Here is a 24,684-nt window from a genome sequence, read left to right as displayed (position 1 = left end):
CTCCTACATTATTTTTTTGCAACCGAGGTATTCCAAAGCACGGGACCTTCAAAAGAGCCGAAACCTGCCACTTGTTTTGTCGTCGCATTTAAAGCGTAGTAGTCGCCCATCTTAATAATCGGAAGCGTCTCCCAAGCATAAGCTTGAAGTCCGTCCCACAGCTTCTTGGCATCTTCCTTCGTAGCGGAGGCGTCGATGCTTTTCAGCGTGCTGGCGATTTTCTCATCCGTTGTCCAGCCGGCCCAGGTCGGCGTCATGTACAGCAATTGGGAAGGCGTTGTTACCGGAGTCAGCCCTGCAATCAGGATATCCCACTTGCTCGGATCCTCACGTCTGGACGTCAATGTCGGCCAATCGTAAATGTCCAGCTTGACCTTCATCCCGACTTTCTCCAGCTGTTCTTTCATAACAACCGATGCGTTGTAGTAGAAATCATAATCGCGTGTTGTAAGAATGCGTACTTCTTCGCCGTTGTAACCGCCTGCGGCAAGCAAGCTTTTGGCTTTATCGGCGTTTTTCTGATTGTACTTGTCTTTGCCCGCTTCGCTGTACCAGTCCGCTTGTTCATTGAACAAGTAGCTGGAGCTCTCACGGTAAAACTCTTTCTCGGAGAAGGAAGCGACCATAATTTTGTCGATGTCAAGCGCCGCATTTACCGCTTGTCTCAGTTCCGTCTTCGCAAACAACCCTTGCTTCTTATTAAATACAGCGTTAAACGTATTGCTTAAAGCGACTTGGCTGACCACGCTGGAGTTGCTCTTGAGCTGCTCGTAGTTGTCTGTCGGCAGCGACAGCACGATATCGTATTGTCCGGTTTGAATACCTGCAAGACGGGTGGAGCCGTCGGTAACGATGTCAAAATACAGATCGTCGACAAGCGCTTGTTTTTTGCCTGACAAGCCGTCCGAAGCGGCGGCAAGCGGCTGGTAATCGGCAAACTTGGCTACATGGATGTATTGGTCCTGCTTCCATTCGACGAATTTGAAAGGACCTGTGCCGATGTATTCTTTCACGCCTTTCGTATCGGCGCCTTCAACCACTTCTTTTGGCATAATCGCCGGGAACTGGGTTGGCGTTGCAAGCGTAAACAGAACTTCAAGCGACGGGGCTTTTAACTGCAGCACCACCGTGCCGGGATCTTTGGCTTCGAAGGTAGCGCCGTTTAATATTTTTTGCGCTCTCGACGATTTTTCTTTCCAACGGTTCATGGATGCAACGACATCGTCGGCCGTCATCTCTTTGCCGTTATGAAACTTAACGCCTTTTCTCAATTGGAACGTATACGTTTTGCCGTCTGCGCTTGCATCGATTTTCTCAGCCAGCATCGGTGTTACCTGATATTTGGAGTTGAGCGTTACCAGTGTTTCGTAGATCGTTCTGGCGGTGTCGCGTGTTGCCGTTACGGTTGTCATATGCGGATCCAACGTTGGCGGTTGAGCGCTCATCGCCACTCTCATTTCGCCGCCTGTGGCGGCGGCTTTGCCCGCCCCCGCATCGCCGCTTCCCGCTGCAGGCGTATTGTCACCCGAACTGCAAGCGGCCAGCATCGATACAAGTACGCATAAACTGATGATAAAGCTCCATTTTTTCATTTTCATGATAATCCCCCTTTATTCGTCCAGTAGATTTTTGGCAAGATTGCGGTAACCAAGGGAAGCGGACAGCTTCTCGGCTGCATCCAACACTTTGGTCAAAATATCGCTTTCCTTCACATATAAATCTTCGGAACCGATGACGTTCATGGCTGCGATCACCTTACCGGTGTTATCGATAATCGGAGCCGCATAAGAGCGGATGCCGCTGGAAAATTCGCCGTACGTATCGTCATAGCCCCGCTTGCGGACGACTTCGAGGCTGGCAAGAAACTCGTCGGTCGCCACATGTTCAAGCTTGGGTTCGGCCAAAATATCTCGAACGTTTTCCTTTGTCTGATGAGCAAGAAAACATTTGCCCATCGCCGATACGTGCGCCGACACCCTTGCGCCGATCTTGATGTTAAATGCCGCAACCCCTCTGGCCGGGAATCTGGCCACGTAGACCACTTCGTGCCCGTCCAAGATGCCAAGATGCGTGGAAATGCCCGTTTCGTCACGGAGCCATTGCAAATAAGGGCGCGCAATTTCCGTAAACTGCAAATTGCTGACATAAGCGAATCCGAGTCTCAGCACTTTGGGCGTCAGCTCGTACCGCTTCGTATTTTCGTCCTGCCGAAGATAACCTAACGATTGCAGCGTATACAGCAGCCGGAACGGCGTCGTCCGGCTGACCCCAAGCCGTTGGGCGATTTCGGCAAGCGACAAGGTCGGATGCTCGTCATTAAACATGGTCAAAATTTCAAGCCCTCTGGCGAGCGCATTGGCGCTGTATTTATCCTTGTCTTTTTCTTCTGCGCACATGGTTTCCGCTATACCCCCTTTTTCATTGTCTTATATGTCAGCTTGTCGATGAAACCGGAGACAAGCTTGTTAAACGTTGCCGGGTCTTCCAAGTAACTTAAATGTCCCGCTTGCGGAACAATCGCCAGCTCCGAGCCCTCAATGCCTTGATGAATGATCGTTGATTCCGCAAGCGGAGTCACTTGATCCAGTTCGCCGCAAATCACCAGTGTCGGCACCTTTACGGTAGACAGAAACGGCGTAAAGTCCGCGTGATACAACGAGTAAGCGGATGCAAGGTATCCCGCCGGTCTGATCTGGGAATAAATCGTTTCCGCTTCTTCTTGCGTGGCGATCGTCGAATGCTCCGAAAGCAGCTCCCTCGACCGCTGCTTGGCGATTTCCTGCGGCGTCAACTTTTCAATGGAGCTCAGCCGCCTCATCAGCTTATTTTTGTTGATTTCCGGATCGCCCGATGCGCCTCCCCGTGTCCCGTCCGCCAAGATCAGCGCCTTTAGCATGTCGGGATATTTCGAATAGAAATGCAGGGCCAGCACGGAACCCATAGAATGCCCTAGCAGGTACACCCAGTTGAATCCCAACGCGTCCAAAAATTGCTTCAGTATTTCGGCTAGTTCCTCAAACTTCGTAATCTGCTGCGCTGGATCCGAGCTTTCCCCATATCCCGGCGCATCCCAGGCAATGACGGTGAACTCGCTCTTCAACTGTTCCAACTGATTCCGCCAAGACAGCGAATTGCTGCCCATACCGTGCAGCAGCACAAGCGGAGGGCCGTCGCCTTCGATTCTATAATGTATATTTACATCTTTCAGCTGTACTAAAGGCATCTGTCAAAACCCACTCCCGATGTCATTATCCGATTTGAATTGTCTCATGTTGATTTTTTAAGGTGGAAAGCACGCTTAACGCCGCCAGGAAGCTGGTCTTCGGATTCCCCGGCATCGGATCGTTCTCCAACTGTACCGTCAGCTTGCCAAAAGAACCCTTCGCTTCAATGCAATGTTTGTTTCTCTCGACGCTCGGATCGGCGATGATCGTAACCGAAGTGTTGTCGCATCCGAGGCCCGCCAGCGAAAGAATGACGGCGACATTTATATTTTGCGGGAATAAGAGAATTGCTTCCGAAGCGGAGCCTTTAAATATAATCGCCTCGCCGGTTAAACCATCTTGCGACAATGCTTTTGGCGGTTTTCTTGTCGTAATCGAAACCGAGTCCAGTTTGCCTGCCGACATGGCCGCTCTCACTACATCCAGTCCGCCGATCGCGCCGGACGGCAGCAATATTTTCGTCTGATATGTATGGCTTAAGTTTTTGAGCTGCTCGTAAAATTCGGCGTCGGCTAACGCTCCGACACTGACAATAATTAAATCTTTGCGGTGTTTGACGATATCGGCCGCAACCTCTTGAACGACCTGGATGTTCGCCGCTTCAATCACAAGATCGATACCGGAATGAATATACTGCTCAAAATCGGAATAATACTGAACGCCATATACAGGATCTTCTAGATGGGAAGGGTTCATCTTCTGCCGTTCGTCATAGACGGATGTAATCCGGCAATCCGGCAGTACGCGGTCGACATTCAAGCTATGCAGCAAAAACTTTCCTATATTTCCGCAGCCGATCAGTCCGATATTCATGGTGCTCCCTCCATTCTTTTTTCTTTTGGCCGCATTGATGTTTCATATATAAAACAATGTTTCGGAATTGCTGTAAAAAAAATAAACTGTTACATAAAACGACAGTTGCACCCTTTTTGCGAGGCATTACAGCAATTATTTATTTATTTTAATGCCACTAAATGCAATCTGTCAACAATACTTACATAACAATTATTTTCGTATTCTCGCAACAAGCAAGCGGTTCCATTGTGTCATAAGCATTGAGAAACGGGAAAAGAGCGTGTAATCACCCCTTTTCCGTATTTTTCTCCTTTAATCCGGACCTCTACCGTTTGGCCATCTGTACCGCGAGCTCCACGATCAGGTCCTCTTGTCCGCACCTTAATTACGGCTTTTGCTGATATCCTAGCGATTTGGACAACGCCAGAGCTTGTTCCCGAATCAGCTTTACAGCGTCTGATTCAAGGGATGCATCAAGCGCCCCGCTCAAACCGACGACGGTGACCGCAGCAGCCATCTGATTGTTTTGGTCAAATACCGGACAGCTGATGGCTGTAATTCCTTGAATTATAGTGCCTTCCGCAACGGCTACTCCGTTTTCTCGAATTTTTCGGATTTCATTGTAGAACGTCGCCTGGTTCATCGCGCTATTGGCCAACTCCATCTTTACCAAAGCTTGCGTCTGCTCCTCCGGGAGATTAGCCACAAACAGTTTGCCCGGAGCGCTTAAAATAACGCTTACTTGGGAACCTGCGCGAATGCCTATATTGACTGCGCGGTTGCTCGCTTCCCAGCGAATATAGAAAGGTCCTTGTTCTCCCCAGATGGCCAGAGCCACCGTCTCGTTTAAGCTATCTTTCAGATAAGTCAAATAAGGAGCGGACAGTTCCTTAACATCCAGCTTTTCAGCCGCCTTGACCCCCAGCAAAATTAATTCGCGGCCCAAAGAATAACGCAGATCTTCATGTTTCTCCAACACGCCGCTTCTGCAAAAGCTTGTCAAATACCGATGCAGCTTGCTTTTCGAAAGACCGGTCAAATGAGAGATTTCCGTAATATTCAAGGACTTGCTTTGCCTTGCAATTTGCTTTAAAATATTCAGGCCCAGTTCAACCGACTGGATGCCGTTTCCTTTTTCTTCTTTCTCTTCGGTCTCTTCGCTATAAGACATGCCGACTCATACCTTCCTCGTTGTGATTCATCGTTCAGTACACAATATATATCGTCATTTGAGGTCAACAAGTGAAGGAAGGGGCATAACTTACGGTCAATTAATTTTAATATCGCAACGTTCTGAAAGTGAGGCGTCACCCGCTTGGTGAAAGGCTCCATCGCTTTCATCGTTGCCTAGTGGGAAAGACCGCCGAAATCGAATTATAAAATAACTTCCTCCAGCCCAGCAACTTCGCATTTCTTAAGCCACTCGGGTTCATATTCCGCGTCCCCTGCGACTATGCACTTATCGCTATCGGCTATTCTACCGAATTGTCGGTCAAAGTAAAATGCCCAATTATCATATTGCACCCTCAATTTTCCCACAATTAGTAAACTATATTCACTAATGGCGAATACCAATATGACGTAAATTAAAAAAAGCCTGTTGAGCTTATCAACAGGCTGAGTCGCCGACAGGCGTTTTCTTTTTACTCTTCATTACTCTCCGATTTCTCGGCACCCTTTAATTCGAGCAGCAGGTCGGTTTCCACGCTGGTTAAATGTCCGATCATATGGGAACGCGCCAATTCCGCGTTGTTGTCTCGCAGCGCCTGGGCGATCAGCATGTGCTCCTGAAGCGACTGCTCGACCCGGCCCGGAATTTTCATCGATTGCATGCGGCTTTGACGCAAAAGATCGATCAGGTTGGTCATAATCCGCACAACCACTTCGTTGCCGGCGGCCTCCGCCACCATAATATGGAACGCTTGGTCCGATTCGGACAAAAATTTCTCGCGTTCTTGCGGCGTCGCGAACTGCGGCGTAACGATCACGCGGTTGTAACAGTCCTTGGTCTTCTCGTAAATTTGCGCCAAAAAATCGGGTGTGCCGCTGACGGCGGCTTTGGCCGCGCTTTCGGCTTCGATCATTTTGCGTACCTCAAACAGCTCATGGATCGTATCCGACTCCATAAACAGGAACGAAGCCAAGTTGTCCAGCCGCACGCTTTGGGCGGCAACAAAAACACCGTTGCCCTGCTTGATATCAAGCAGCCCCATTGCCGACAAAATTTTAAACGCCTCGCGGATGGTCGGCCGGCTGACATCCATCATTTCCGCCAATTCGCGCTCCGGCGGCAGCTTGTCGCCCGGCTTCAGCTTACCCGACAAAATAAGCTCCTTGATGTTTTCCACGACTTTGCGCGAAAATGTTTTGCGTTCCTCATTGATCGATTTAAACATGCTGATCCCTACCTTCTAACGTTCACTCTGCATAAGGAAGATCTGCCTTCGAGTTCGCCGATGACTTCATTCGAAACCATCTCTGCCGTACGAACTTGCGATTCCTCGGTTAACCCCGCAATATGCGGCGTGATGATACAATTATCCCGCTGCAGCAGCGGATGATCGGCTGCTGGCGGCTCCTGCTCCAGCACATCCAGAATCGCCCCGCCGATCGTTCCGCCAAGCAGCGCTTCGTTTAAGTCAGCTTCGTTTACGATGCCGCCGCGGGCGCTGTTAATAACAACGGCGCTACGTTTCATCTTGGCCAAACTTTCCTTGTTCAGCAGGTTGCGGGTGCCGCCGGTCAGCGGGACATGCAGGCTGACATAATCCGATTCAGTCAAAACCCGCTCGATCCCGGCAAGCTCAATCCCGCTTTCCGCCACGGGAAAATCGTAAGGCGCCACAAACGGATCGTATCCGATCACTTTTATACCTAACGCGCGGGCACGCACCGCCACACGGTGGCCGATCTCACCAACGCCGATCAGCCCAAGCGTTTTGCCCGATACTTCCAGCCCGGTGTATTTCTTGCGGTTCCAGCCGCCGGATTTTACATCCGCGGAAGCTTCGCGCAGCAGCCTTGCCGAAGCAAACACCCCGGAGATCACATATTCGGCGACGGATGTCGCATTGGCATTTTTCCCGTAAACAACTTGGATGCCGTGGTCCGCCGCCGCAGGCAGATCAATGTTGTCAAGCCCTACGCCCAGGCGGCCGATCACCTTCAAACGGTGTTCCCAGCCCAGCAATTCCGCGTCTACTTTGGTCTGGTTGCGCACGATGACGGCGTCCGCATTCTGTAATTCCGCACGCAGCCGCTCGCGGTTTCGCCAAAGCTCGGGATCGTAAACGACTCCCCAGCCTTTTGCCTGCAATATGTCAATGCCAATCGGCCAATTCAGTTCGGTAATGACCACTTTCATCTGTATTCTCCTTCCGGAAAAACCACTCCAACGGCTTCGCCAAGCAGCCGTAATTCGCCGGCGACTTCGGGAGCAACGGCCAGCCCGCAAGCGGAACGTTTCTCGTATTCCTTGTGCCTGCGTTCGCCCGGATAATAGATTTCGTCCGCGCCTGCCGCTTTTGGCGTGTCTTTCACTTCTTGGAGGAACCTTTCCATTATATCAAAATAATTGTCCATGGACATCCATTTGGCGATATCCAGCAATATAAAGCTGTGACCTACGCCGGCCGGCGGATCCCCGTCTTTGTACAAATTGTTGACATGCGGGCCGTAGGCCGCGCCGCTGAGCACGCTGCACATCAGCTCGACCGCCATCGCCAGCGCATACCCTTTTGCTCCTCCGAGCGGAAGAACCGCCCCGCGCAGCGCTGCCGCCGGATCGGTCGTCTCCGCGCCATGTTCGTCCATGGCCCAGCCCTTGGGAATGGATTCGCCCGTTTTTTGGGCCAAAATAATTTTGCCGCGGGCCACCACACTGGATGACATATCAATGATGACAGGCGGGCCGCTTCTCACAGGAAAACCAAACGCCAGCGGATTGGTCCCGAAAAACGCCTTTTTCCCGCCCCATGGCGGAATGCCCGGCGGCGAGTTGGTCATGGCGATCAGCGCCATGTTTTCCCGGCAAGCCATCTGGCAAAAATAAGCGGCAGTGCCAAAATGGTTACTGCCGCGGACAAATATACCGGTCATGCCATTTTCCCGGGCAAGCGGCAGCGCTTTCTCCATGGCACGGTAAGCAACCACCTGTCCCAAGCCGTTGCCGCCGTCAACCCGCAACACAGCGCCCGACTGCTCGAAGCTCATGTCGGGTACGGCCGCAATCCGCCCTTCCCGCATCCGTTTCGCATATATCGGCAGGCGGCTGATGCCGTGGCTTTCGTTGCCTTCCAGATCCGCCCGAACGAGCGAATCGGCGGCGATGCCCGCATCGGCTTCCGCCATGCCCAGCCGGACCAGCACCTGTTTGGCGAAATCGGCCAAGCCGGCAGCGCGGTAAAATAAAGAAGTTTGCCGTTCAGACATACTGTCACCCCGTTAAAAACGTATAGCCGGATACCTTAAGCGACATCCGACTACACATTATTTCGTTTTTTGCATTAACCCTGCGAACATTCGGGATCGCGTTCCATTCCGAAAGGAATGATCTCCCCGGAAATTTTTGCGTGGTCCCCTATCTTTATAGGTTATGCGCTGCGGTAAAGCTTTGTCATCACGAACTCTTTATGTCCAAGCGCTTCGGCGGCTGTAAGCCGGCCGTTAACGACACGGCACAAGTAGTCCATCAGCAAATCGCCCGCTTCGGTTAAATTGATTTCGCGGGAGAGCAGCCCGCTGCAGTCGACGTCGACGTGCTCGCTCATCGATGCAACCGTTTTCGGATTGGCCGTTACTTTCACGACAGGTTCGATCGGGTTGCCGATAATGTTGCCTTGGCCGGTCGGGAAAAAGTGCAGGACAGCTCCGCCCGCCGCCATCAGCGTAATACATTCGGCCGCCGCCGAAGAGGTATCCATAAAATACAACCCCGATCCGTTCACCGGCATTTCGGCCGGTTCCAGCACGCCGATCACTTGCTTGGTTCCGGTTTTCTCGATATTGCCAAGCGCTTTCTCCTCAATCGTAGACAAACCGCCGGCGATATTGCCTTGCGTTGGCTGCGAACCAAGCAGATCCACGCCCGATCCTTTGATCTCGGAAATGTAGTTGTCGTAGATGGCCATAAACTTCTCGCGCAGCTCGGGTGTTGCGCAACGGTCGGCGATCAGATGTTCGCCGCCGGTCAGCTCCGACGTTTCGCCGAAAAATACGGTGGCGCCGGCATCAACAAGACGATCGACCGCTTGCGCTACCGTCGGACAGGAGCCAAGGCCTGTTGTCGTATCGGATTCGCCGCATTTGATGCTGATCGTCAGATCGCTTAAGCTGATCGGCTCGCGCTGCAGCTCGGAAGCCCACTGAACAAATTCCTTCGCTTTCCAGGAAGCTTGGCGGATCACTTCCAGATCGCCTTTGCCTTCGATAGAGAAAGCGGCAACCGGCTTGCCGGTTTTGGCGATGCCTTCGGCAATGATGTTTGTCCAATTAGGCTCGATCCCGATAACGATAACTGCGGCTACGTTCGGGTTGGCGCCCGTGCCGATCATTGTGCGGAAATGCAGCTCAAGATCTTTGCCGTATTGCAGTCTGCCATATGCGTGCGGAAGCGCCATCGTGCCTTGAATATTGTTGGCTACCGCTTCGCAAGCATTATTGGAAATATCGTCCACCGGAAGAATGATCACATGATTGCGAATGCCTACTTTGCCGTTCTCGCGTCTGTATCCGTAAAGTTGTTTCATCTCTACCACCTCAATGTTTTGATATTGTGCGTATGAACATAATCGCCGAATTTAAAGCCTTCGGGCGCATAACCGATAGGCAAGCCGTATTCGATCACATGGCCGTTTTTGGCGATGTCGGAAACCGCGATTTTGTGCCCCAAAGGAATAGCGCTGGCCGCTGTCGCTTCGATGGTGGAATCGTCGTCCATGTAGACGCCGATCACCTTTTCGCCGGCCTCGATATCCGAGGTGGCAACCCCGACATGGTCACCTTGCTTGTGAATCAAAAACTTGTGCATGAGATGAACCTCCTTAAATATTATATTGGTAATATGTAAGTGGTAATACCAATTACCAAAATTATAATCCATAATTCGCCAACACACAATAGTTTTATTATTTTATCGGCAGATCTTTTTGAAACGTTGTTTTTTTGACTGGCTTGAGCGATTTATCCCCAAATAAGACGGATCGCCGAACAAGCTACAATCAAATAAGCGAGCTTTTGCACGCCAACGCGGGACATCCGGTGAAATAGCCGGTTTCCCAGCATCACCCCGGCAAGCACGGGCACAATGCCGGTTAACGTATACAGCCAAAATACGCTTCCCATATCTCCGCTAACTCCGTGCAACCCCAATGTAAACAAGTTGGACAATATGAACACCGCCTGCAAAGTAGCGTTATATTGTTTTTTATCTGCGAACAGATGTATAAAATAAAGCGCGTAAATCGGTCCGCCAAGCGCAAACGCTCCGCCCACAAAACCGCCGGCAAGGCCGACCCCGACGGCCGACCCTTTCCGCTGCATCACACGCCGGAACCTGCTTTCGATTTTGGGCCGAATGTACAAATAAACGACAACCGCGATCAGCATGAAGCCAAGCCATTGCTTGGCCGCTTCCGTCTCGCCCAGATGATGGATGTACCAATACGCCGCCACCCGGCCCGCAGCCGTGCCGCACAAAACGAAACCTATCGTTCTCCAGCGGATATGACGCCATAACGTTATAAGCACATAAGCGGACATTACGATCGTTAACGCAAGTATAATTAATGTGCTGTCTTTCACCGATACATATATAGTAAGAATGCCGACCGCAAACAAGCCTACACCAAACCCCGCAGATCCTTGCAAAAATCCGCCTATGAACAATGCGCCCCAGATGATCCAGGCCGCGCTGGAGCCCGCAACCGCCATCCAATATACCATGTCCGGAAGTTACACCATCTTCACGGAAATATATTTGGTTTCGAGAAAGCCGTCCATGCCTTGCCGGCCGCCCTCGCTGCCCAAACCGCTTTCCTTCCAGCCGCCAAAAGGGGCCTGAACAACCGTTGGCAGCGCATCGTTGATGCCGACGATTCCGTACTGCAAACCTTCGGATATGCGGATCGAACGCCCGAGGTCCTGCGTAAACGCATAAGCCGCGAGCCCGTATTCCAGTGAATTGGCCTCAGCCAAAACCTCCTCTTCCGTGCGGAAGGAAATAATCGGAGCGACCGGACCAAACGTTTCCTCGCGGCAAATCTCCATCGACTTGTCGACATGGGCCAGCAAAGTCGGTTCGATGAACGCCCCGTAGCGCAGCTCTGCCGAAGCCGGCTCCCACTTCTTGCCGCCATGCAGCAAAACGGCTCCTTTGCCGACCGCATCGTCCACTTGCTGCAGCACCTTATCCCGAGCTTCCTCGTTAATCAACGGGCCGATTTCGACTCCCGGCTCCATGCCGTCGCCAATTTTCAGCTGCTTGACCTTCTCCAGCAATTTGCCGGTGAAAGCTTCCGCAACACCTTCCTGCACATATACGCGGTTGGCGCAGATGCACGTTTGTCCGGCGTTGCGGTATTTGCTTACCATACATGCCTCGACCGCTTCATCCAGATTGGCGTCGTCAAACACGATAAACGGCGCATGTCCGCCAAGCTCCATCGTCATCCGTTTTACCTGTGCGGACGCGGCTTCCAGCAGCTTTTTGCCTACCTCGGTCGAGCCGGTAAAAGCGATTTTGCTCACTTTTTTGTTGCTTAGCCACTCCGCGCCCACCACGCTGCCTTTGCCCGTGACAAGGTTGACGACCCCGGGCGGAAAACCGCATTCGTCAAAAATTTCGAACAGCTTGACCGCCGTGAGCGGCGTCGCGTCAGCCGGTTTAAGCACGACGGTGCAGCCTGCGGCCAAAGCCGGACCGATTTTGCGAGTGATCATCGACGCTGGAAAATTCCACGGCGTAATCGCCGCGACAACGCCAATCGGCTGGCGAATGACTACAATCCTTTTGTTGCCGGCGGAAGACGGAATCGTCTCCCCGTAAATCCGCCGCGCCTCCTGCCCGTACCAGATGAGATAATCCGCGGCAATCGTCACTTCGCCGATCGCTTCGGCAAGCGGCTTGCCTTGCTCCAACGTTAATATTTCGGCAATTTCATGTTTCCTCCGCTTTATTATTTCCCCCGCCTCGATGAGCAAGGCCGACCGGTCGCCTGCCGTCATCTTGGACCAGGACGGGAAAGCCGCATGCGCATAATCAACCGCCAAAGCGGCATCTTCTCCGGTCGCAGCCGGAATGGTGCCGACAACGTGGCCGTTGGCCGGATTTCTGATCTCCCGCCGGGCGGATTGTACGGACTGCACCCAGGCGCCGTTGATGTACATGCCGACTTCCATCTTGACCGCTTCTTTCATATTGTTCTACCTCCCGTGTTCATTGTTATTGAAAATAGTACTGCCGCCGGCCATTTTCAACCTCCACGCGAACGGCTCCTTCGCGGAACATCGCCTGCAGATGAGCGGACAACGGGTCGCTTAAGCCGGCCCAGGCCGTTTCCGGCCAATAACCGAGACGGCTTCCCGTTTCCAGGCAAAGTTCCCCCAGCGAATACCCGCAGCATTTGGGCAGCAGCCTTAACGTTTGGTCCAGCTGCCGCATCATATCTAGGCTTTCATTCAGAAAACGCCGAATGGCCGCCCCCTCCATGACCGGAAAATGCGAGGTATATACGATATCCGGCTGCAATTCTCGGATCGTTTCAATCGTTTGGCGATAAGCAGCGCAGTCATAATACGGAGGCGGAGCAACCAGCTTGCCCGTCGTATTAAACAGCCCCCGGCCCAGCGCGGCATCGCCGATCACCGCGCAGGCGGCGTTTTCTTCCCACAACATGAGATGGCCGGGCGTATGGCCCGGCGTATGGATCAGCCGCCACTGTCCCGCTTCGTCAAGCTGTAACGTTTCGCCGCCGGATAAAGCGGTATCGACGCGCCCGCCGCCGCCCGATCGTTCTTTCAGTTGGGCGATCCGCTCCGGAGTTAGTCCCATTCCGTCAGCGGCATGCATGTTGTACCGCTCGGCGATGATCCGCTCCGTATCGGCAATCCACGGCACATCGGCGATGTGGGCCATCGCGGTCAAAAACGGCAGCTTGTTTCTCATCGCCGCCATGCCGCCGTAATGATCGACATCGGCATGGGTGATGACCAGCAGATGGGTTTGTTCCGCCACCGCTTCGCCGGCAAGCCGATGCCAATAAGGGAACATATCCTGCTCCGGCGTAGAAGCGATGCCCGCGTCGATCCATAATACCGTATCGCCGTTTGCCAGCACATGCTGATAAAGCGGTTTGTCGCTGCCGATCCGACAAGGAATCCGGTACAGCCCATTCACTGCCTGGTTCATACTTGCGGCCTCCTGTTAATCAATCTGCCGCCGTCCGCTCTGTATACGCCCCCGGTCAAGAAACCGGCGCCGGGCGAAGCCAGGAAAACAGCCAGCTTGCCGACGTCAGACGGTCTGCCAAGCCGGCCGACCAGCGTACCGGACGCGGCGTCCAGCTCGGGAGGCACATTCTCGAAATCGTCCAGCTCCGGCGGATATTGATCCTGGGGCAAATTGCGGCGAACCGAATCCGCATAAACCGCGCCAAGCGCAATGCCGTTGACGCGGATGCGGTACGGAGCCAGCTCGATCGCCATCGACCGGGTCAGCACCTCCATGCCGCCTTTGCTTGTGCAATACGCCGCATATCCGGGCAGCGGGCTTTCCGTTTGAATGGCCAGCAGATTAATAATCACGCCGCCTTGATCATGGCGGACCATCAGCTTGGCGGCCGCTTGGCTGAGCATAAAGGTGCCGGTCACATTGCCGCCCACCACCGTATTCCAGTCCGCTTCCGTCAGCTCCAGAAAAGGCTTAAGCGGCTCGACCACCGCCGCGTTGTTAATCAATATGTCGATTTTCCCGTTATCGGCCGCAGCCCGCTCGACAGCAAGTCCAATATCGCGCGGAGACGTCAAATCCATACGGATGAATTGCGCTTTGCCGCCGTTTGCTCTGATCTGCGCAGCGGTTGCTTCGCCGGCCGTTTCATCGCGGTCGGCAATGATCACGCTGCAGCCATGACCGGCAAATTCCAACGCAATGCCTTTGCCGATGCTTTTGGCCGAACCCGTTACCATCACTACTTTATCGCTCAAACTGTCCGTCATCGATGCCGTTCTCCCTTATGTCAAACTCGGCGAAAAGCCGGCTTTCCGCTTCCCATACCTCACCCGGCTGCAGCAGTACAAGCCCGCTTTCCTCAGCCGGAATATCCAGATTGGCGCCATTCACCGCACACGATTGCGGCTCCACGCAAATAAAATCACCGGCCGCCGAGTCATTCCAAATAACCCATTGCTTATATGGGCCGCCAACCTCATACACAAGCCGGATCTTCATTTTTGCATCGGTCAGATGCATCCTGTTGTTCCATTTCCCCTCTTCCGTACGGCGCGGGTTGGCCGTATAATAATCCGCCCATTCTTTGGCAAACGGCGAGGTTCCCTCGCCGGCAACAAGTTCATCGTGCCCGCTTAAAGGAAGCAGCTTGCCCGTAGGCAGCATTCGCTTATCGGTCTCCCAGCGGCTGCCGATCGTTACATGCACCTTGTAATCTTCCGGCCTGCCGTCTGCGGAGAAAGGAAAACAAAACGCCGTATGAAAACCAAGCATACACGGCATCGGTTCTTCCCCGTCATTACGGATGTGTATTTGCTGTGCAAGCCCCGCCCCGGTCAGCGAATAACGGATCCGGAACTCGAAGCGATGCGGGAACAGCTCATAAGCCGGATGCGACTCGTCGACCCGCTGCCCGATTTCCGCATAAGCTTCATCCCCCGCCGTTCCACACTCCAGCACTTGCCATGGGGAACGCACAAACAAGCCGTGGATATGGTTGTTCAGGTTTAGTTCATTGACGGGAAAACGGTACGTTTTGCCGGCTGCCTGGAAGACGCCCCCGTCGATCCGGTTCGGCGGAAACAATACGGGAATGCCGTAACGGGACGGCTTATCGGCAAATTCCTGCTCCTGATCGGGCCGCGGGGAACGGAGAAACCGATACGTTTTCCGCGCCGTATGGCTGAATGAAATCAAGTTTCCGCCGCGCTCGGGCAGAAGCAGCGCTTCATAGAGACCGGATCGCAGCCGCAGCGCCTTGCAACCCAAAACGTCCGCCGTTTCGCAGACTGCCGGTTCATCCGTTTTGTTAATCCTGCTTGCGTCCATAGGACCGGTAAGCGGTGTTCCGCTCACGGCAATCGCCTCCTTTGGTTTCGGCGAACCTCTTCATTTTAAGCCGAATAAAAAGCTGCCTTCTGCTCATCGACTTCAATGCCCAATCCCGCTCCTTCGGGCAAGTGCAAGCAGCCGGCCGATCTTTGCAGCGAATGCGTCAGCAAATCATCTTCATTGAGATCGTAAGAGATCGCGCAAGGGTACTGCAGCTTCGGCAGAACCGCGGCAAAATGGGCGTCCGCCGCCTCGCAGATGCCAAGCGGCAGCCGCTCGCCAAGCGTGACGTCGACATCAAAAGCGCGGGCCGCATTCACGATCTGCATCGCGGGATACAATCCCCCGCATTTGGATAAATACAGATGCAGGATGTTGACCGCCCTGCCTTGCATCAGCGCCATCGCTTCGTCCAATGTCCAGAAGCCTTCATCCGCCATAATCGGTGCATCAACCAGCGACATTAATTCGCGGGCCCCGGCGATATCCCAGCGCTTGAGCGGCTGCTCGATGCTTTCCAGGCCGTACGGCTCCATCCGTTTGACGATCGAAGCGGCCTGCTTTAAGCTCCATGCCTGATTGGCGTCGGCGCGAATCGGAATTTCCGGGCCCAGGTGTTTATGCAGCGCGGTAATTCGCTCTACATCCAGCCGTTCATCGGCGCCAACGCGGATTTTTACCGTACGGTAACCTTCCCCGACCAGCCGCTCGGCGATTTGCACCGAACTTGCCACATCGCCGATTCCGACATTTTTGATCATCGGAATGCGGTCCCGGTAAATGCTGCCGAGCAGCCGGGAAACCGGCAAACCGAGATATTTCCCCTTCATATCGTGAAGGGCGATATCGATGGCCGCTCTTGCCGGGTTCCAGAAGCCGATCCGTTCCATCACCATCATTTCCACACGGTCGATTTCATCGTGAATGTGTCCGATGTTCAGCACATCGCGGCCGATCAGCAGGTCGGTCAAATAATATTCGATTAAAGGTTTGAGCGTCGGAAACGGGATGGTCGCTTCCCCCCAGCCAACAACGCCGTCCTCCGACACCAGCTTCACCAGCGTAAACGTCGAGTGGGTCGGAATCGTGCCGCGATGCAGCGACCACGTTCCTTTCCGCGGCACTTTGACTCCGTATACGTGAACCTCGCGTATTTTCGCTTCCACACTAACACACTGCCTTTCTTATTTGGAGTAATGATAAAATGTCCGGTTCGCATGAACGACATGTTTCAGCTCGGTTATCGCTGTTGTTGTTTGCGTGCGCTTATCGGTCCATTCGCCTGTCGATTCCGCCAGCCACCAATACAATACGTTGACGCCCCGGCGCAAATTGTTCCATAAATAATACGAGCGCGCAAAACCGGTGACATGCAAGCTGAGCTTGCCCTGAGCGTTCTCCAGCTCAATCGTCCAAACACACGGAATTTCAAAACGGCTGCGCGGATCCGTCCAATGCTGGTCGACCGTCATCTTGATTTCGCTTTCGCCGAAGAAATCGACAAGACCGCCGGGGCTGATCACCTTGGCCCGGTATACGCCCAGGTCGGGGCGGGCCAGGAAAAACACCTGAAAATCGCGGGAAAACGCATTGTGGATCACAAGCCCCCGGCCCTTAAGCAAGGAGGCCGGATCATAAGTCGTTGACAGATGGACATGCCGTTCGTGCCAAGCCATACCCGACACCGGTATCGTTCTGTCCGGCGTCCCCAGCTTGCCCTCCGCATCCACATAAATCATGTGCCAGCGGTCGCCGGTTTCCACAGCGCTTTTGGCCGGATCGGTCATCCAGATAGCCGGAGCGTTGGCCCTGAACGTAAAGTCATAATCGATCGCGCGGTCTTTGCCATGCACTTTCCAAACCGGCGGCGCCGCCTCGTAAGTCATGCCCCCGATTTCCCAAACGGTCCGGTCCTCCTCACTGCGTATTTGCAGATCGCCCGGAGGCCTTAAGTCCTCCACGCCGTTCCAGCCCGTAAGGTAAAAATCGTTGTCGTTCATCTGTCGTTTCTGCTCTTTCGTATAATGCACGTCAACAACCATTGTTTGCAAAATACTTGCTTCCTCAAACGCAAATGGCCCCTTCTGCGGTCTTGAACGAAAATGGTACGGGGACGTCCAGATCAGCGTGTCATGTTCGCCTTCGATGGAGCGGATGCCCCATCCGTTGTTTTCCCATAAATCGCGGTCATGGTTACGCGCTTCCTGCAAGTATCCCTTATAATCGCCGGGCGACACGTTGTAAGGTTCATGGACCGCCGCTTTCCCTTGATCATCTGTGGTTTGCCGTGTAGCTGGTTGATCTGCCGACATGCCGTTGCCTCCTGTTCGCTTGCGCTATTTTTTACAATTGGATTCTGCTTCCTTTTTCCGACGACTCGATGCAAGCAAAAGCCATCTTCAGGCTTTTCAAATTATCGGCCCCTGTCAGAACGGGGGTTTCGCCCCCGGCGAAATAAGCCAAAGCGTCCTTCAGCACCTCCGCATTCAACGCCGAAAGATCAAGCGCCGCTTCACGCTGCTCTTCAGCCGGCCAGATCCGTTCCCCATTCAGCCAAATATTGCCCTTGATCAAACTGAGCACCCCTTTGGTGCCTTCAATCTCCCAATGTCCCGGATAACTTTCTCCCGGCTGATCGGTAGATAAGCCGCGGAATAACGCCCGGCTGCCGTTGTTCATCTGAAACAAGGCGATCGCGGTTTTTTTGCCCCATACCTCTTCATTCCACGGCATGTTCCAGGCGTCGGCGATCACGGAATCAGGCTCCAGCCCCGACATCCAGCGGATCAAATCGAACTGATGGATCGCACATTCCAGCAGCAGCGGATGCGGCTGATACCACTTGTCTCTGACCGGCCCTTGTCTTGTAAAATAGCTGTCCGCTTGAATGTAGGCAATATCTCCAATGACACCGTCCGCAATCAGCTTTTTCAGCTGCAGCACCGGCTCCATAAAGCGGATTTGCTGGGCGATGACAAGTTTCCTGCCCAAACGCGCCGCTTCGTTTACCATCGTTTGCGCCGTCGCTGCCGTGTCGCTCATCGGTTTGACAACGATGACGTTAAGCCCGCAGCGCATCGCTTCCAGCGCATTTTTATAATGGAAAGCATGGGGTGTCGAATCGATTATAAAATCGGCCTGCACGCGGTCATAAAATTCCTTGCTTCCATAACTCGCACAGCATGCTTCCGGCACACCGAAAAACTCACGCGCTTCCTGCAAAAATACCGGACTGGCATCAATTAATCCGACAACCTCGACCCCTGCGATTTCTTTTAACCCTTTGCGCCATGTCCTCCCGAACGTTGCGCTGCCTACGCCAACCTGTACGACTCTCATCCATTATCCGCCCCTTTCGGTTATCCTATTGTTATCCTTTCACGGAACCCGCTGTGACGCCTTCAATAAAATACCTTTGCAAAAACACATACATGATGATCATCGGAATCGAAATCACAACAACAGCGGCAAAAAGCTGGGGATAATTGGTCAAATATTCGCCTTTGAACTCCAGCAGCTTCAAGGGCAGCGTTTTCACCGATTTCGATTTCAGCAGCAGCAATGGCAGCAGCAAATTGTTCCAAACGATCATCAGCGCAAAAATAGCCAGAGTAGCTACCGACGGCAGCGAGATCGGCATGGCGATCCGCTGGTATATGTACCATTCGTTAGCGCCGTCCATCTGCGCCGCTTCGATCAATTCCTGCGGAATCGTTTTCATAAAACCTGTTAATATAAACACGCCGATCGGGATAATAAACGCCGTCTCCACAAGAATCAGGCCGAACTGCGAATTGGTCAAACCCAGCTTCGACATCAAAATGTACAGCGGGATAATGCTCGTCTGGGACGGTATCGTCATGCCCAAGGAAAACAAGGCGAACAGCAGCGCAGCCTTGCGTCCCGGCATCCGGGTGATGCCATAAGCGACCATGCTCGAGAAAAACAAGATGAAGCAAACGGAAGCAAACGTGACAACCCCGCTGTTTTTAAAATAAACAAGCATGTCTTCTTTGCGGAACAATTCGATATAATTGCTGGGTGCAAACGATTTCGGGATGCCAAACGGATCTTGAAACAGCCCGGCCATCGATTTAAAAGTCGCGAAAAACATCACGGTAAACGGCAGCAGCACAATCAGCACATAAGCGATCAACGCGGCTTGCCTGCTGATTTGACCTGCAAGCGGTTTCATTGTATTCACCTCACTTTGCGCAAAGGCGCTTAATACACGATGCGGTCCGATTTGAGCAGCCGGAATTGACTATACGTAACGACCATAATGATCAGCATCAGCACAACGGCGGCCGCTGTCGCATAACCGAAGTTGAAGTACGTAAACGCCTCATGGTACATAAACGTAGATAAAATTTCGCTGGCGTGGTTAGGTCCTCCGTCCGTCATAGCAATCACAAGATCAAACGATTTAAACGACTGGATCGTCGTATAAGCCAATACGATTGTGGCCGAAGGCGCCAGCAGCGGCCAGGTGACGTAACGAAACGTATTCCACTTGCTTGCCCCTTCAATGTTTGCGACTTCGTACAAATCTTTCGGGATCGCCTGCAAACCTGCGATAAATATAATCATGACTTGGCCGGTATGCCCCCAGAACTGGACAAAGGCAATGCTGTAAATCGCCAGCTTCGGATCTCCCAGCCAGGATTGGGCCAGCGACTCCAGACCGAGCGAATGAAGCAGCATGTTCAGCGACCCGATATTCGGATCGTATACAAACATCCACGTAAATCCTATCGATACCGATGAGATGACAGTGGGAAAGAAAAACACGGTCCGGTAAAATACGTTTAATTTCGTATTTTTCATGACCAAAATTGCGAAAAAAAGCGATAATCCGAACTGACAGATCACAACGGTTAAGCTGAACTTGATATTGTTGCCCAGCGCTTTGGCGAATACCGGGTCTTCGGCGAGATGGCCGTAATGCTTGAGGCCAACCCAATCGAAGTTGTAAGTCATTCCGTCCCAGTCGGTTAAGCTGAGCAGCAGCGAAGATACCGCCGGGATGATAAAAAATAAGGAATACAACAGCAAACCCGGAATAATAAAAAGCCATAATGTGCCGCTTCTCGCCTTCAAATGAGTTATCCCTCCTTTCACCTCCTATTTCGTCACATTGCGGTCGATTTCCGCTTGTGTGGCGGCAATCGTCTTCTGCACGCTTTCACCGCTTACGATCAGGTTCAACGATTCGTTAACGGCGGTTTCCACCTTTTTATTCGTAATCGTGAGCCTTGGCTGGAATACGGTTTTCTTTGTTGTCCACTTGCCTTGCTCGCCCAATTCCTTGGACTCGTATTTCACATTGTTGACCGTAAGCAGCTGGCCTGTATCGTTAGCATATTGCGAAGCGATTTCGGGTTTCGTGAGAAACTCCACAAACTTCTTGGCTTCCTCTTTGAACTTGGATTTCTTGTTGATGCCAAGCATAAACGTTGTCGTATGAACTCCTTCATATTTCATATCGCCTGCAGATGTCGTGATCGGGGCAAGCAAACCTTGAACGATATTCGGGTTTTGCTTGGCGATGGTCGCCATCGCATACGATCCGGCAGCAAGGATAGCCCCCTTCTCCTGAGCAAATAAAGCAAGTGCGCCTTCATATTTGGTGCCCGTCGCATTTTTCTGGATATATTCTTTATCGACCAAAACTTTAAATTGTTCCAGCGTTTTGACAAACCACGGGTCCGTCACTTTGGCCGCGCCCGTCTGAAATTTGGGGAATGCGTCTTTGTCAGGCATATTGTTCATCACCAGCGTATTGATCAGCTGTCCCGGCGTTACATCGTATCCGTAGAGGATCGGCGTGACACCGCTCTCCTTCAGCTTTTGGCACATCGCCAGAAATCCGTCCCAATCTTTGGGAGGCTGGAGTCCCAGCTTGTCGAGCATGCCTTTATTGTAAACAGGCACGTTGTATACGAGCTGATACGGGATCGCATATTGCTTGCCGTCCGCCTTGCCCGCTTCGATCAAATCCGGGGAAAAGTTTTTCAGCAGCGGAGCATTGGTTAAATCTTCATAGGTTTGCGATTTGAGCAGGTTCGTAAACTGGGCGCCGGGGGCCGACGCAAACACATCCGCGCCTTCTCCGGATAAAATGAGCGCTTGCAAACCGTTTGTATACGGGTCCCCGGAGCTGTACACCGTCATGTCGACATGAATATTCGGATTTTCTTGCTCAAACTTCGCGATAATGCTTTTGAACGATTCCGTATCTTCCCCGCGCCAATGCACAAAATTAATCGTCGCTTTTTTATCGCCTTTACCGGCAGACGCGCCCGTATCGGTTTTGGACTCCGCTGCGCCGCCGCATGCCGCAAGCAGCATTGAAGCGGAAACCATCAAAACAAGAGCGCTTGTTATTCCCTTTTTCATCATCGGTAACCCTCCATTTTTCACATCATTACTGATTTGTTACTTGTTGGCGGTTATCTTGCCCAGGTGATTGTTTACGATACCTAAAGATTGGAACATCTGGTCTTCGCGTACATGCTCCAAATAAAGCTGAATATGCGGTTTGCTTTGCAGCAGACGCTGCAAATAATGGGGGTAATTGAGCAGTCCGGTTCCGGCGGCGGGTTGGATCATTTGGCCGTCCTCCATCCGGTAATCTTTCGCGTGCGCCAGCAAAATAGAGTCGCCGAGCCGCTCAAACGCATCGTCCATCACCGCTTCCTGCCGGTCCATATTCGTTTCATCGATATAATTGCACGGGTCCATGACAATGCCGAGATGGGAGGAAGGAAACTGCTCCAGCATACGCTGCATCCGTTCCGGCGTGTTGATCACATTTTTCGTAAAACCTTCCAGCGCAAGATGAACTCCCCATTTCTCCGCTTCTTCCAGCAGCTCGGACACGATGTCCGAAAGCAGCTTCCAGTTGCTTTCGCTTTGGTTTCCGGCATGCCCTTCGAATTGGTTTGCCACATTTAAGGTGCCCGTTTCCGTAGCTACCGAGCTGGAGCCGAAATCTCTGGCAAAGCGGATTTGCTCCTTTATTCTGCGGATGCCTTTATTCCGCTCGGTCTCATCCGGATGAATCAAATTGGTGTAACAGCCCAATGACGGAATGCGGATACCGCGAAGGTCAAACGTTTCCGCCACATAGTTGGCAAGACCCGTACTCAGCTTGCCGGGCGACGAATCGATATCGTTGATCCATTTCAAGTTCACTTGTGTCGTGCGAAAACCGTACCGGTGCATCGCCGTTGTTAATTCATGCAGCGATTTGACGCCAAACGCACTGGATAAAACCCCTAATCGCATAATGATTCCCCTTCCGTATTCGTAACTAGCAGCTTAAATACCCAAGTCCTTGCAAGGAGTTTTGCAAATCCGCCGTCTCCTTGTCATTTAATTGCCTCAGCGGAGGGCTGACTTTGTCGGCCATCACATTGCGCAGCTGCAGCACCTTTTTGTGCGGAGCGACAGGGCAAGATTTGACCAGCATTTTCTTAACCTTAGAGCAAATCGTCTGCCAATAAAACGCCATCTGCATGTCTCCCGCACGAAACGCTTTGTACAGTTCGACATAAGGTTCGGGAACGGCCGTTGAGCCGGCCGAAATCGCACCGCTTCCGCCGATGCAAAGTGCGGCGAAAATCTGGTCGTCGTTGCCCATTAAAGTTACCTGTTCCGGTGTAGCCGCCTGCACCAGCTCGTAAAAATTGGAGAAGTCCATGCTGCTTTCTTTCATTCCGCGAATGTTGGCATGCCGCTGCGACAGCTTGGCAAACAAGGACACGGAAATGGCATTTTTGGCGTTGGAAGGAATGTTGTACAAGTATACCGGGAACGTCTGCAGCTGCTCCGCAATCACGGAAAAATACTGCATCAGTGCCTGTTCATCCATCGTGTAATAGCTTGGGGGAATGACGGATACCCCGTCCGCTCCGATTTCCTCCGCATGCTTGGCAAGACGAATCACCTCTTCCGCCCGGAAAGCCCCCGAATGAATAATAACCGGTACGCGATCTTGCACTTCCCGCACAACCTTCTCGGCCATTTTCATTCTGACCTTCTCGGTCAGCAGCACCCCTTCCCCTGTAGAGCCAAGCGGAAATAAACCGTGAACGCCTTTCTCAAGCAAAAACTGAACCAAACTGCTGACACCTTCCAGATCGACATCGTCGCCCGATGTATTTAATGGTGTGACCATAGCCGAAATGATTCCATGTAAGCCTTGTGACGAATGTTTGTTGCTGGATTGTGCCGCCATTCATCCACCCTCCTTTTTTGTTTCAAATATGGGATTAAATCTCTCATTTGATACATTTAAAGTATATCACATCAATTTTCCAGTGTAAATCATTATTGCAAACCCTTTCAGCTTTTTGCACAAGTTTCACGTTTAATTCCATTCCGGCCCCTAAACGAAATAAAGACCCTTATTCCTTCTAATTCGAAGTCTAAGGGCCTATTGGTTTAACCTAGACAACCCAATTGCTCGGAGATCAATCTGGTTGTCTCTTTCACATCGTCAATGTGGTCGTCAAGCTGATCTAAAGAAAAACGGAAGGATGGCCCCGATACGCTGAAGGCCGCTACGACTTCCTTGCGGTGATTGTATATAGGGCCGGCAATACAATAAATGCCGTCGCGGTTTTCCATCCTGTCCATGGAGTAACCTTGTATTTTGATCACTTCCAGTTCGTGATTCAGCTGATTGATATCCGTTATCGTATTGGGCGTTTGTGCAGGCAGCCCGACATCCTGAAAAATCCGCTCTCTGCGTTCCGGGCTTAAATCCGCCAGCAGCACCTTGCCCGCGCCCGTGCAATGCAGCATCAGCCTGGTCCCCACCTTCGAAAGCAGTCCTACAGGCTGGGGGCTGTCGATTTTATCGACATATACGGCATAATTGCCGTCCATTTGTATAAGATGCACAGCCTCCTGAGTCATCTCCGACAGCCGATGCAAATAAGGCGAAGCGACATCCTTAATTTTCAAATCTCCCGTTAACGAATCCGTCAAGCGAAGCAGCCGGTAGCCGAGTTTAAACTTTTTGCTTGTGCCTACTCTTCTGAGATACAAGGAATCAACAAGAGAAGCAACCAGTCTATGCACCGTGCTTCTGCTTAATCCGGTCAAATTAACGATTTCCGTCACTCCCAAGCCTTCCGGGCCCGCTTGACCGCAAGCTTCAATAATTTCCAACGCCTTCAAGGATGGATCCAGCTTCTCCATCAGTTGTTCCTCCGATCATTCCGCAGAAATTGTTCTAAATATGGACATTTAGTCCATATTAGCACATTTTATTCGAATTGCAAACAGCGGAGTGTTCACTTATAAAAAGAACCTGACGGAAAATCAGCTTCGGTATGGCGGAAATTCATATCCGCCATACCCTGTTGCGGCGAGTTT

Annotated in this window: 24 protein-coding genes; all 24 read right to left on the bottom strand. The window is 52.3% G+C overall.

Annotation, left to right across the window (positions count from 1 at the left end; all coding sequences use genetic code 11):
* Positions 1 to 8: 8 nt before the first annotated feature.
* The 24 genes from EYB31_RS26910 to EYB31_RS26795 all read right to left on the bottom strand — a co-directional run bounded on the left by EYB31_RS26910 (position 9) and on the right by EYB31_RS26795 (position 24,507).
* Positions 9 to 1,598: an ABC transporter substrate-binding protein gene (locus tag EYB31_RS26910; protein WP_131016534.1), complete on the bottom strand. Its 1,590-nt coding sequence runs from the start codon at positions 1,596 to 1,598 to the stop codon at positions 9 to 11.
* A 12-nt stretch (positions 1,599 to 1,610) separates the two neighbouring features.
* Positions 1,611 to 2,396, bottom strand: coding sequence for an IclR family transcriptional regulator (locus EYB31_RS26905; RefSeq protein WP_131016533.1), 786 nt, complete (start codon positions 2,394 to 2,396; stop codon positions 1,611 to 1,613).
* Between the two features lie 8 nt (positions 2,397 to 2,404).
* On the bottom strand, positions 2,405 to 3,223 hold the full coding sequence (locus tag EYB31_RS26900; protein ID WP_131016532.1) for an alpha/beta fold hydrolase: 819 nt from the start codon (positions 3,221 to 3,223) through the stop codon (positions 2,405 to 2,407).
* A gap of 25 nt (positions 3,224 to 3,248) precedes the next feature.
* Positions 3,249 to 4,037: an aspartate dehydrogenase gene (gene nadX, locus EYB31_RS26895; protein ID WP_131016531.1), complete on the bottom strand. Its 789-nt coding sequence runs from the start codon at positions 4,035 to 4,037 to the stop codon at positions 3,249 to 3,251.
* A 367-nt stretch (positions 4,038 to 4,404) separates the two neighbouring features.
* Positions 4,405 to 5,190 carry an IclR family transcriptional regulator gene (locus EYB31_RS26890; RefSeq protein WP_131016530.1) on the bottom strand — a complete coding sequence of 262 codons (786 nt, stop codon included), beginning with the start codon at positions 5,188 to 5,190 and terminating at the stop codon, positions 4,405 to 4,407.
* 472 nt (positions 5,191 to 5,662) lie between these two features.
* Entirely contained in the window at positions 5,663 to 6,415 is a 753-nt protein-coding gene (locus EYB31_RS26885) for a FadR/GntR family transcriptional regulator (RefSeq protein WP_131016529.1), read from the bottom strand.
* An 8-nt stretch (positions 6,416 to 6,423) separates the two neighbouring features.
* On the bottom strand, positions 6,424 to 7,383 hold the full coding sequence (locus EYB31_RS26880; protein ID WP_131016528.1) for a hydroxyacid dehydrogenase: 960 nt from the start codon (positions 7,381 to 7,383) through the stop codon (positions 6,424 to 6,426).
* Positions 7,380 to 8,450, bottom strand: coding sequence for an Ldh family oxidoreductase (locus EYB31_RS26875; RefSeq protein WP_131016527.1), 1,071 nt, complete (start codon positions 8,448 to 8,450; stop codon positions 7,380 to 7,382). The genes EYB31_RS26880 and EYB31_RS26875 overlap by 4 nt, the downstream gene beginning before the upstream one ends.
* Before the next feature lie 161 nt (positions 8,451 to 8,611).
* Positions 8,612 to 9,766 (bottom strand): UxaA family hydrolase, encoded by a 1,155-nt coding sequence (locus EYB31_RS26870; protein WP_131016526.1) that lies wholly within the window; start codon positions 9,764 to 9,766, stop codon positions 8,612 to 8,614.
* Between the two features lie 2 nt (positions 9,767 to 9,768).
* Positions 9,769 to 10,047, bottom strand: coding sequence for a UxaA family hydrolase (locus EYB31_RS26865; RefSeq protein ID WP_131016525.1), 279 nt, complete (start codon positions 10,045 to 10,047; stop codon positions 9,769 to 9,771).
* A gap of 152 nt (positions 10,048 to 10,199) precedes the next feature.
* Positions 10,200 to 10,949, bottom strand: a complete 750-nt coding sequence (locus tag EYB31_RS26860; protein ID WP_165452642.1) for a sulfite exporter TauE/SafE family protein — start codon at positions 10,947 to 10,949, stop codon at positions 10,200 to 10,202.
* Between the two features lie 21 nt (positions 10,950 to 10,970).
* Positions 10,971 to 12,434: an NAD-dependent succinate-semialdehyde dehydrogenase gene (locus EYB31_RS26855; protein ID WP_276322095.1), complete on the bottom strand. Its 1,464-nt coding sequence runs from the start codon at positions 12,432 to 12,434 to the stop codon at positions 10,971 to 10,973.
* A 25-nt stretch (positions 12,435 to 12,459) separates the two neighbouring features.
* Positions 12,460 to 13,425 (bottom strand): MBL fold metallo-hydrolase, encoded by a 966-nt coding sequence (locus EYB31_RS26850; protein WP_131016523.1) that lies wholly within the window; start codon positions 13,423 to 13,425, stop codon positions 12,460 to 12,462.
* A complete protein-coding gene (locus EYB31_RS26845) occupies positions 13,422 to 14,234 on the bottom strand; it encodes an SDR family NAD(P)-dependent oxidoreductase (RefSeq protein ID WP_131016522.1) in 813 nt (270 codons plus the stop codon). Before EYB31_RS26845 ends, EYB31_RS26850 begins: the two co-directional genes overlap by 4 nt.
* The gene (locus EYB31_RS26840) at positions 14,212 to 15,321 is read right to left on the bottom strand and encodes an aldose 1-epimerase (protein WP_131016521.1); all 1,110 of its coding nucleotides are present in this window, start codon (positions 15,319 to 15,321) and stop codon (positions 14,212 to 14,214) included. Before EYB31_RS26840 ends, EYB31_RS26845 begins: the two co-directional genes overlap by 23 nt.
* Before the next feature lie 38 nt (positions 15,322 to 15,359).
* Positions 15,360 to 16,463: a mandelate racemase/muconate lactonizing enzyme family protein gene (locus EYB31_RS26835; protein ID WP_131016520.1), complete on the bottom strand. Its 1,104-nt coding sequence runs from the start codon at positions 16,461 to 16,463 to the stop codon at positions 15,360 to 15,362.
* 18 nt (positions 16,464 to 16,481) lie between these two features.
* Positions 16,482 to 17,609 (bottom strand): hypothetical protein, encoded by a 1,128-nt coding sequence (locus EYB31_RS26830; RefSeq protein WP_131016519.1) that lies wholly within the window; start codon positions 17,607 to 17,609, stop codon positions 16,482 to 16,484.
* Between the two features lie 31 nt (positions 17,610 to 17,640).
* Positions 17,641 to 18,636, bottom strand: a complete 996-nt coding sequence (locus EYB31_RS26825) for a Gfo/Idh/MocA family protein (protein WP_131016518.1) — start codon at positions 18,634 to 18,636, stop codon at positions 17,641 to 17,643.
* 31 nt (positions 18,637 to 18,667) lie between these two features.
* Positions 18,668 to 19,492, bottom strand: a complete 825-nt coding sequence (locus tag EYB31_RS26820; protein WP_131016517.1) for a carbohydrate ABC transporter permease — start codon at positions 19,490 to 19,492, stop codon at positions 18,668 to 18,670.
* A 29-nt stretch (positions 19,493 to 19,521) separates the two neighbouring features.
* The gene (locus EYB31_RS26815) at positions 19,522 to 20,397 is read right to left on the bottom strand and encodes a carbohydrate ABC transporter permease (RefSeq protein WP_131016516.1); all 876 of its coding nucleotides are present in this window, start codon (positions 20,395 to 20,397) and stop codon (positions 19,522 to 19,524) included.
* A gap of 24 nt (positions 20,398 to 20,421) precedes the next feature.
* The gene (locus tag EYB31_RS26810) at positions 20,422 to 21,696 is read right to left on the bottom strand and encodes an ABC transporter substrate-binding protein (RefSeq protein WP_131016637.1); all 1,275 of its coding nucleotides are present in this window, start codon (positions 21,694 to 21,696) and stop codon (positions 20,422 to 20,424) included.
* A gap of 39 nt (positions 21,697 to 21,735) precedes the next feature.
* On the bottom strand, positions 21,736 to 22,587 hold the full coding sequence (locus EYB31_RS26805; RefSeq protein WP_131016515.1) for a sugar phosphate isomerase/epimerase family protein: 852 nt from the start codon (positions 22,585 to 22,587) through the stop codon (positions 21,736 to 21,738).
* Between the two features lie 25 nt (positions 22,588 to 22,612).
* Positions 22,613 to 23,539 (bottom strand): dihydrodipicolinate synthase family protein, encoded by a 927-nt coding sequence (locus EYB31_RS26800; protein WP_131016514.1) that lies wholly within the window; start codon positions 23,537 to 23,539, stop codon positions 22,613 to 22,615.
* 206 nt (positions 23,540 to 23,745) lie between these two features.
* Positions 23,746 to 24,507, bottom strand: coding sequence for an IclR family transcriptional regulator (locus EYB31_RS26795; RefSeq protein ID WP_131016513.1), 762 nt, complete (start codon positions 24,505 to 24,507; stop codon positions 23,746 to 23,748).
* Positions 24,508 to 24,684 lie beyond the last annotated feature (177 nt).

Source organism: Paenibacillus thalictri, from assembly GCF_004307995.1.
GTDB lineage: Bacteria > Bacillota > Bacilli > Paenibacillales > NBRC-103111 > Paenibacillus_AF > Paenibacillus_AF thalictri.
This window is presented reverse-complemented; position numbering and strand designations above follow the sequence as displayed.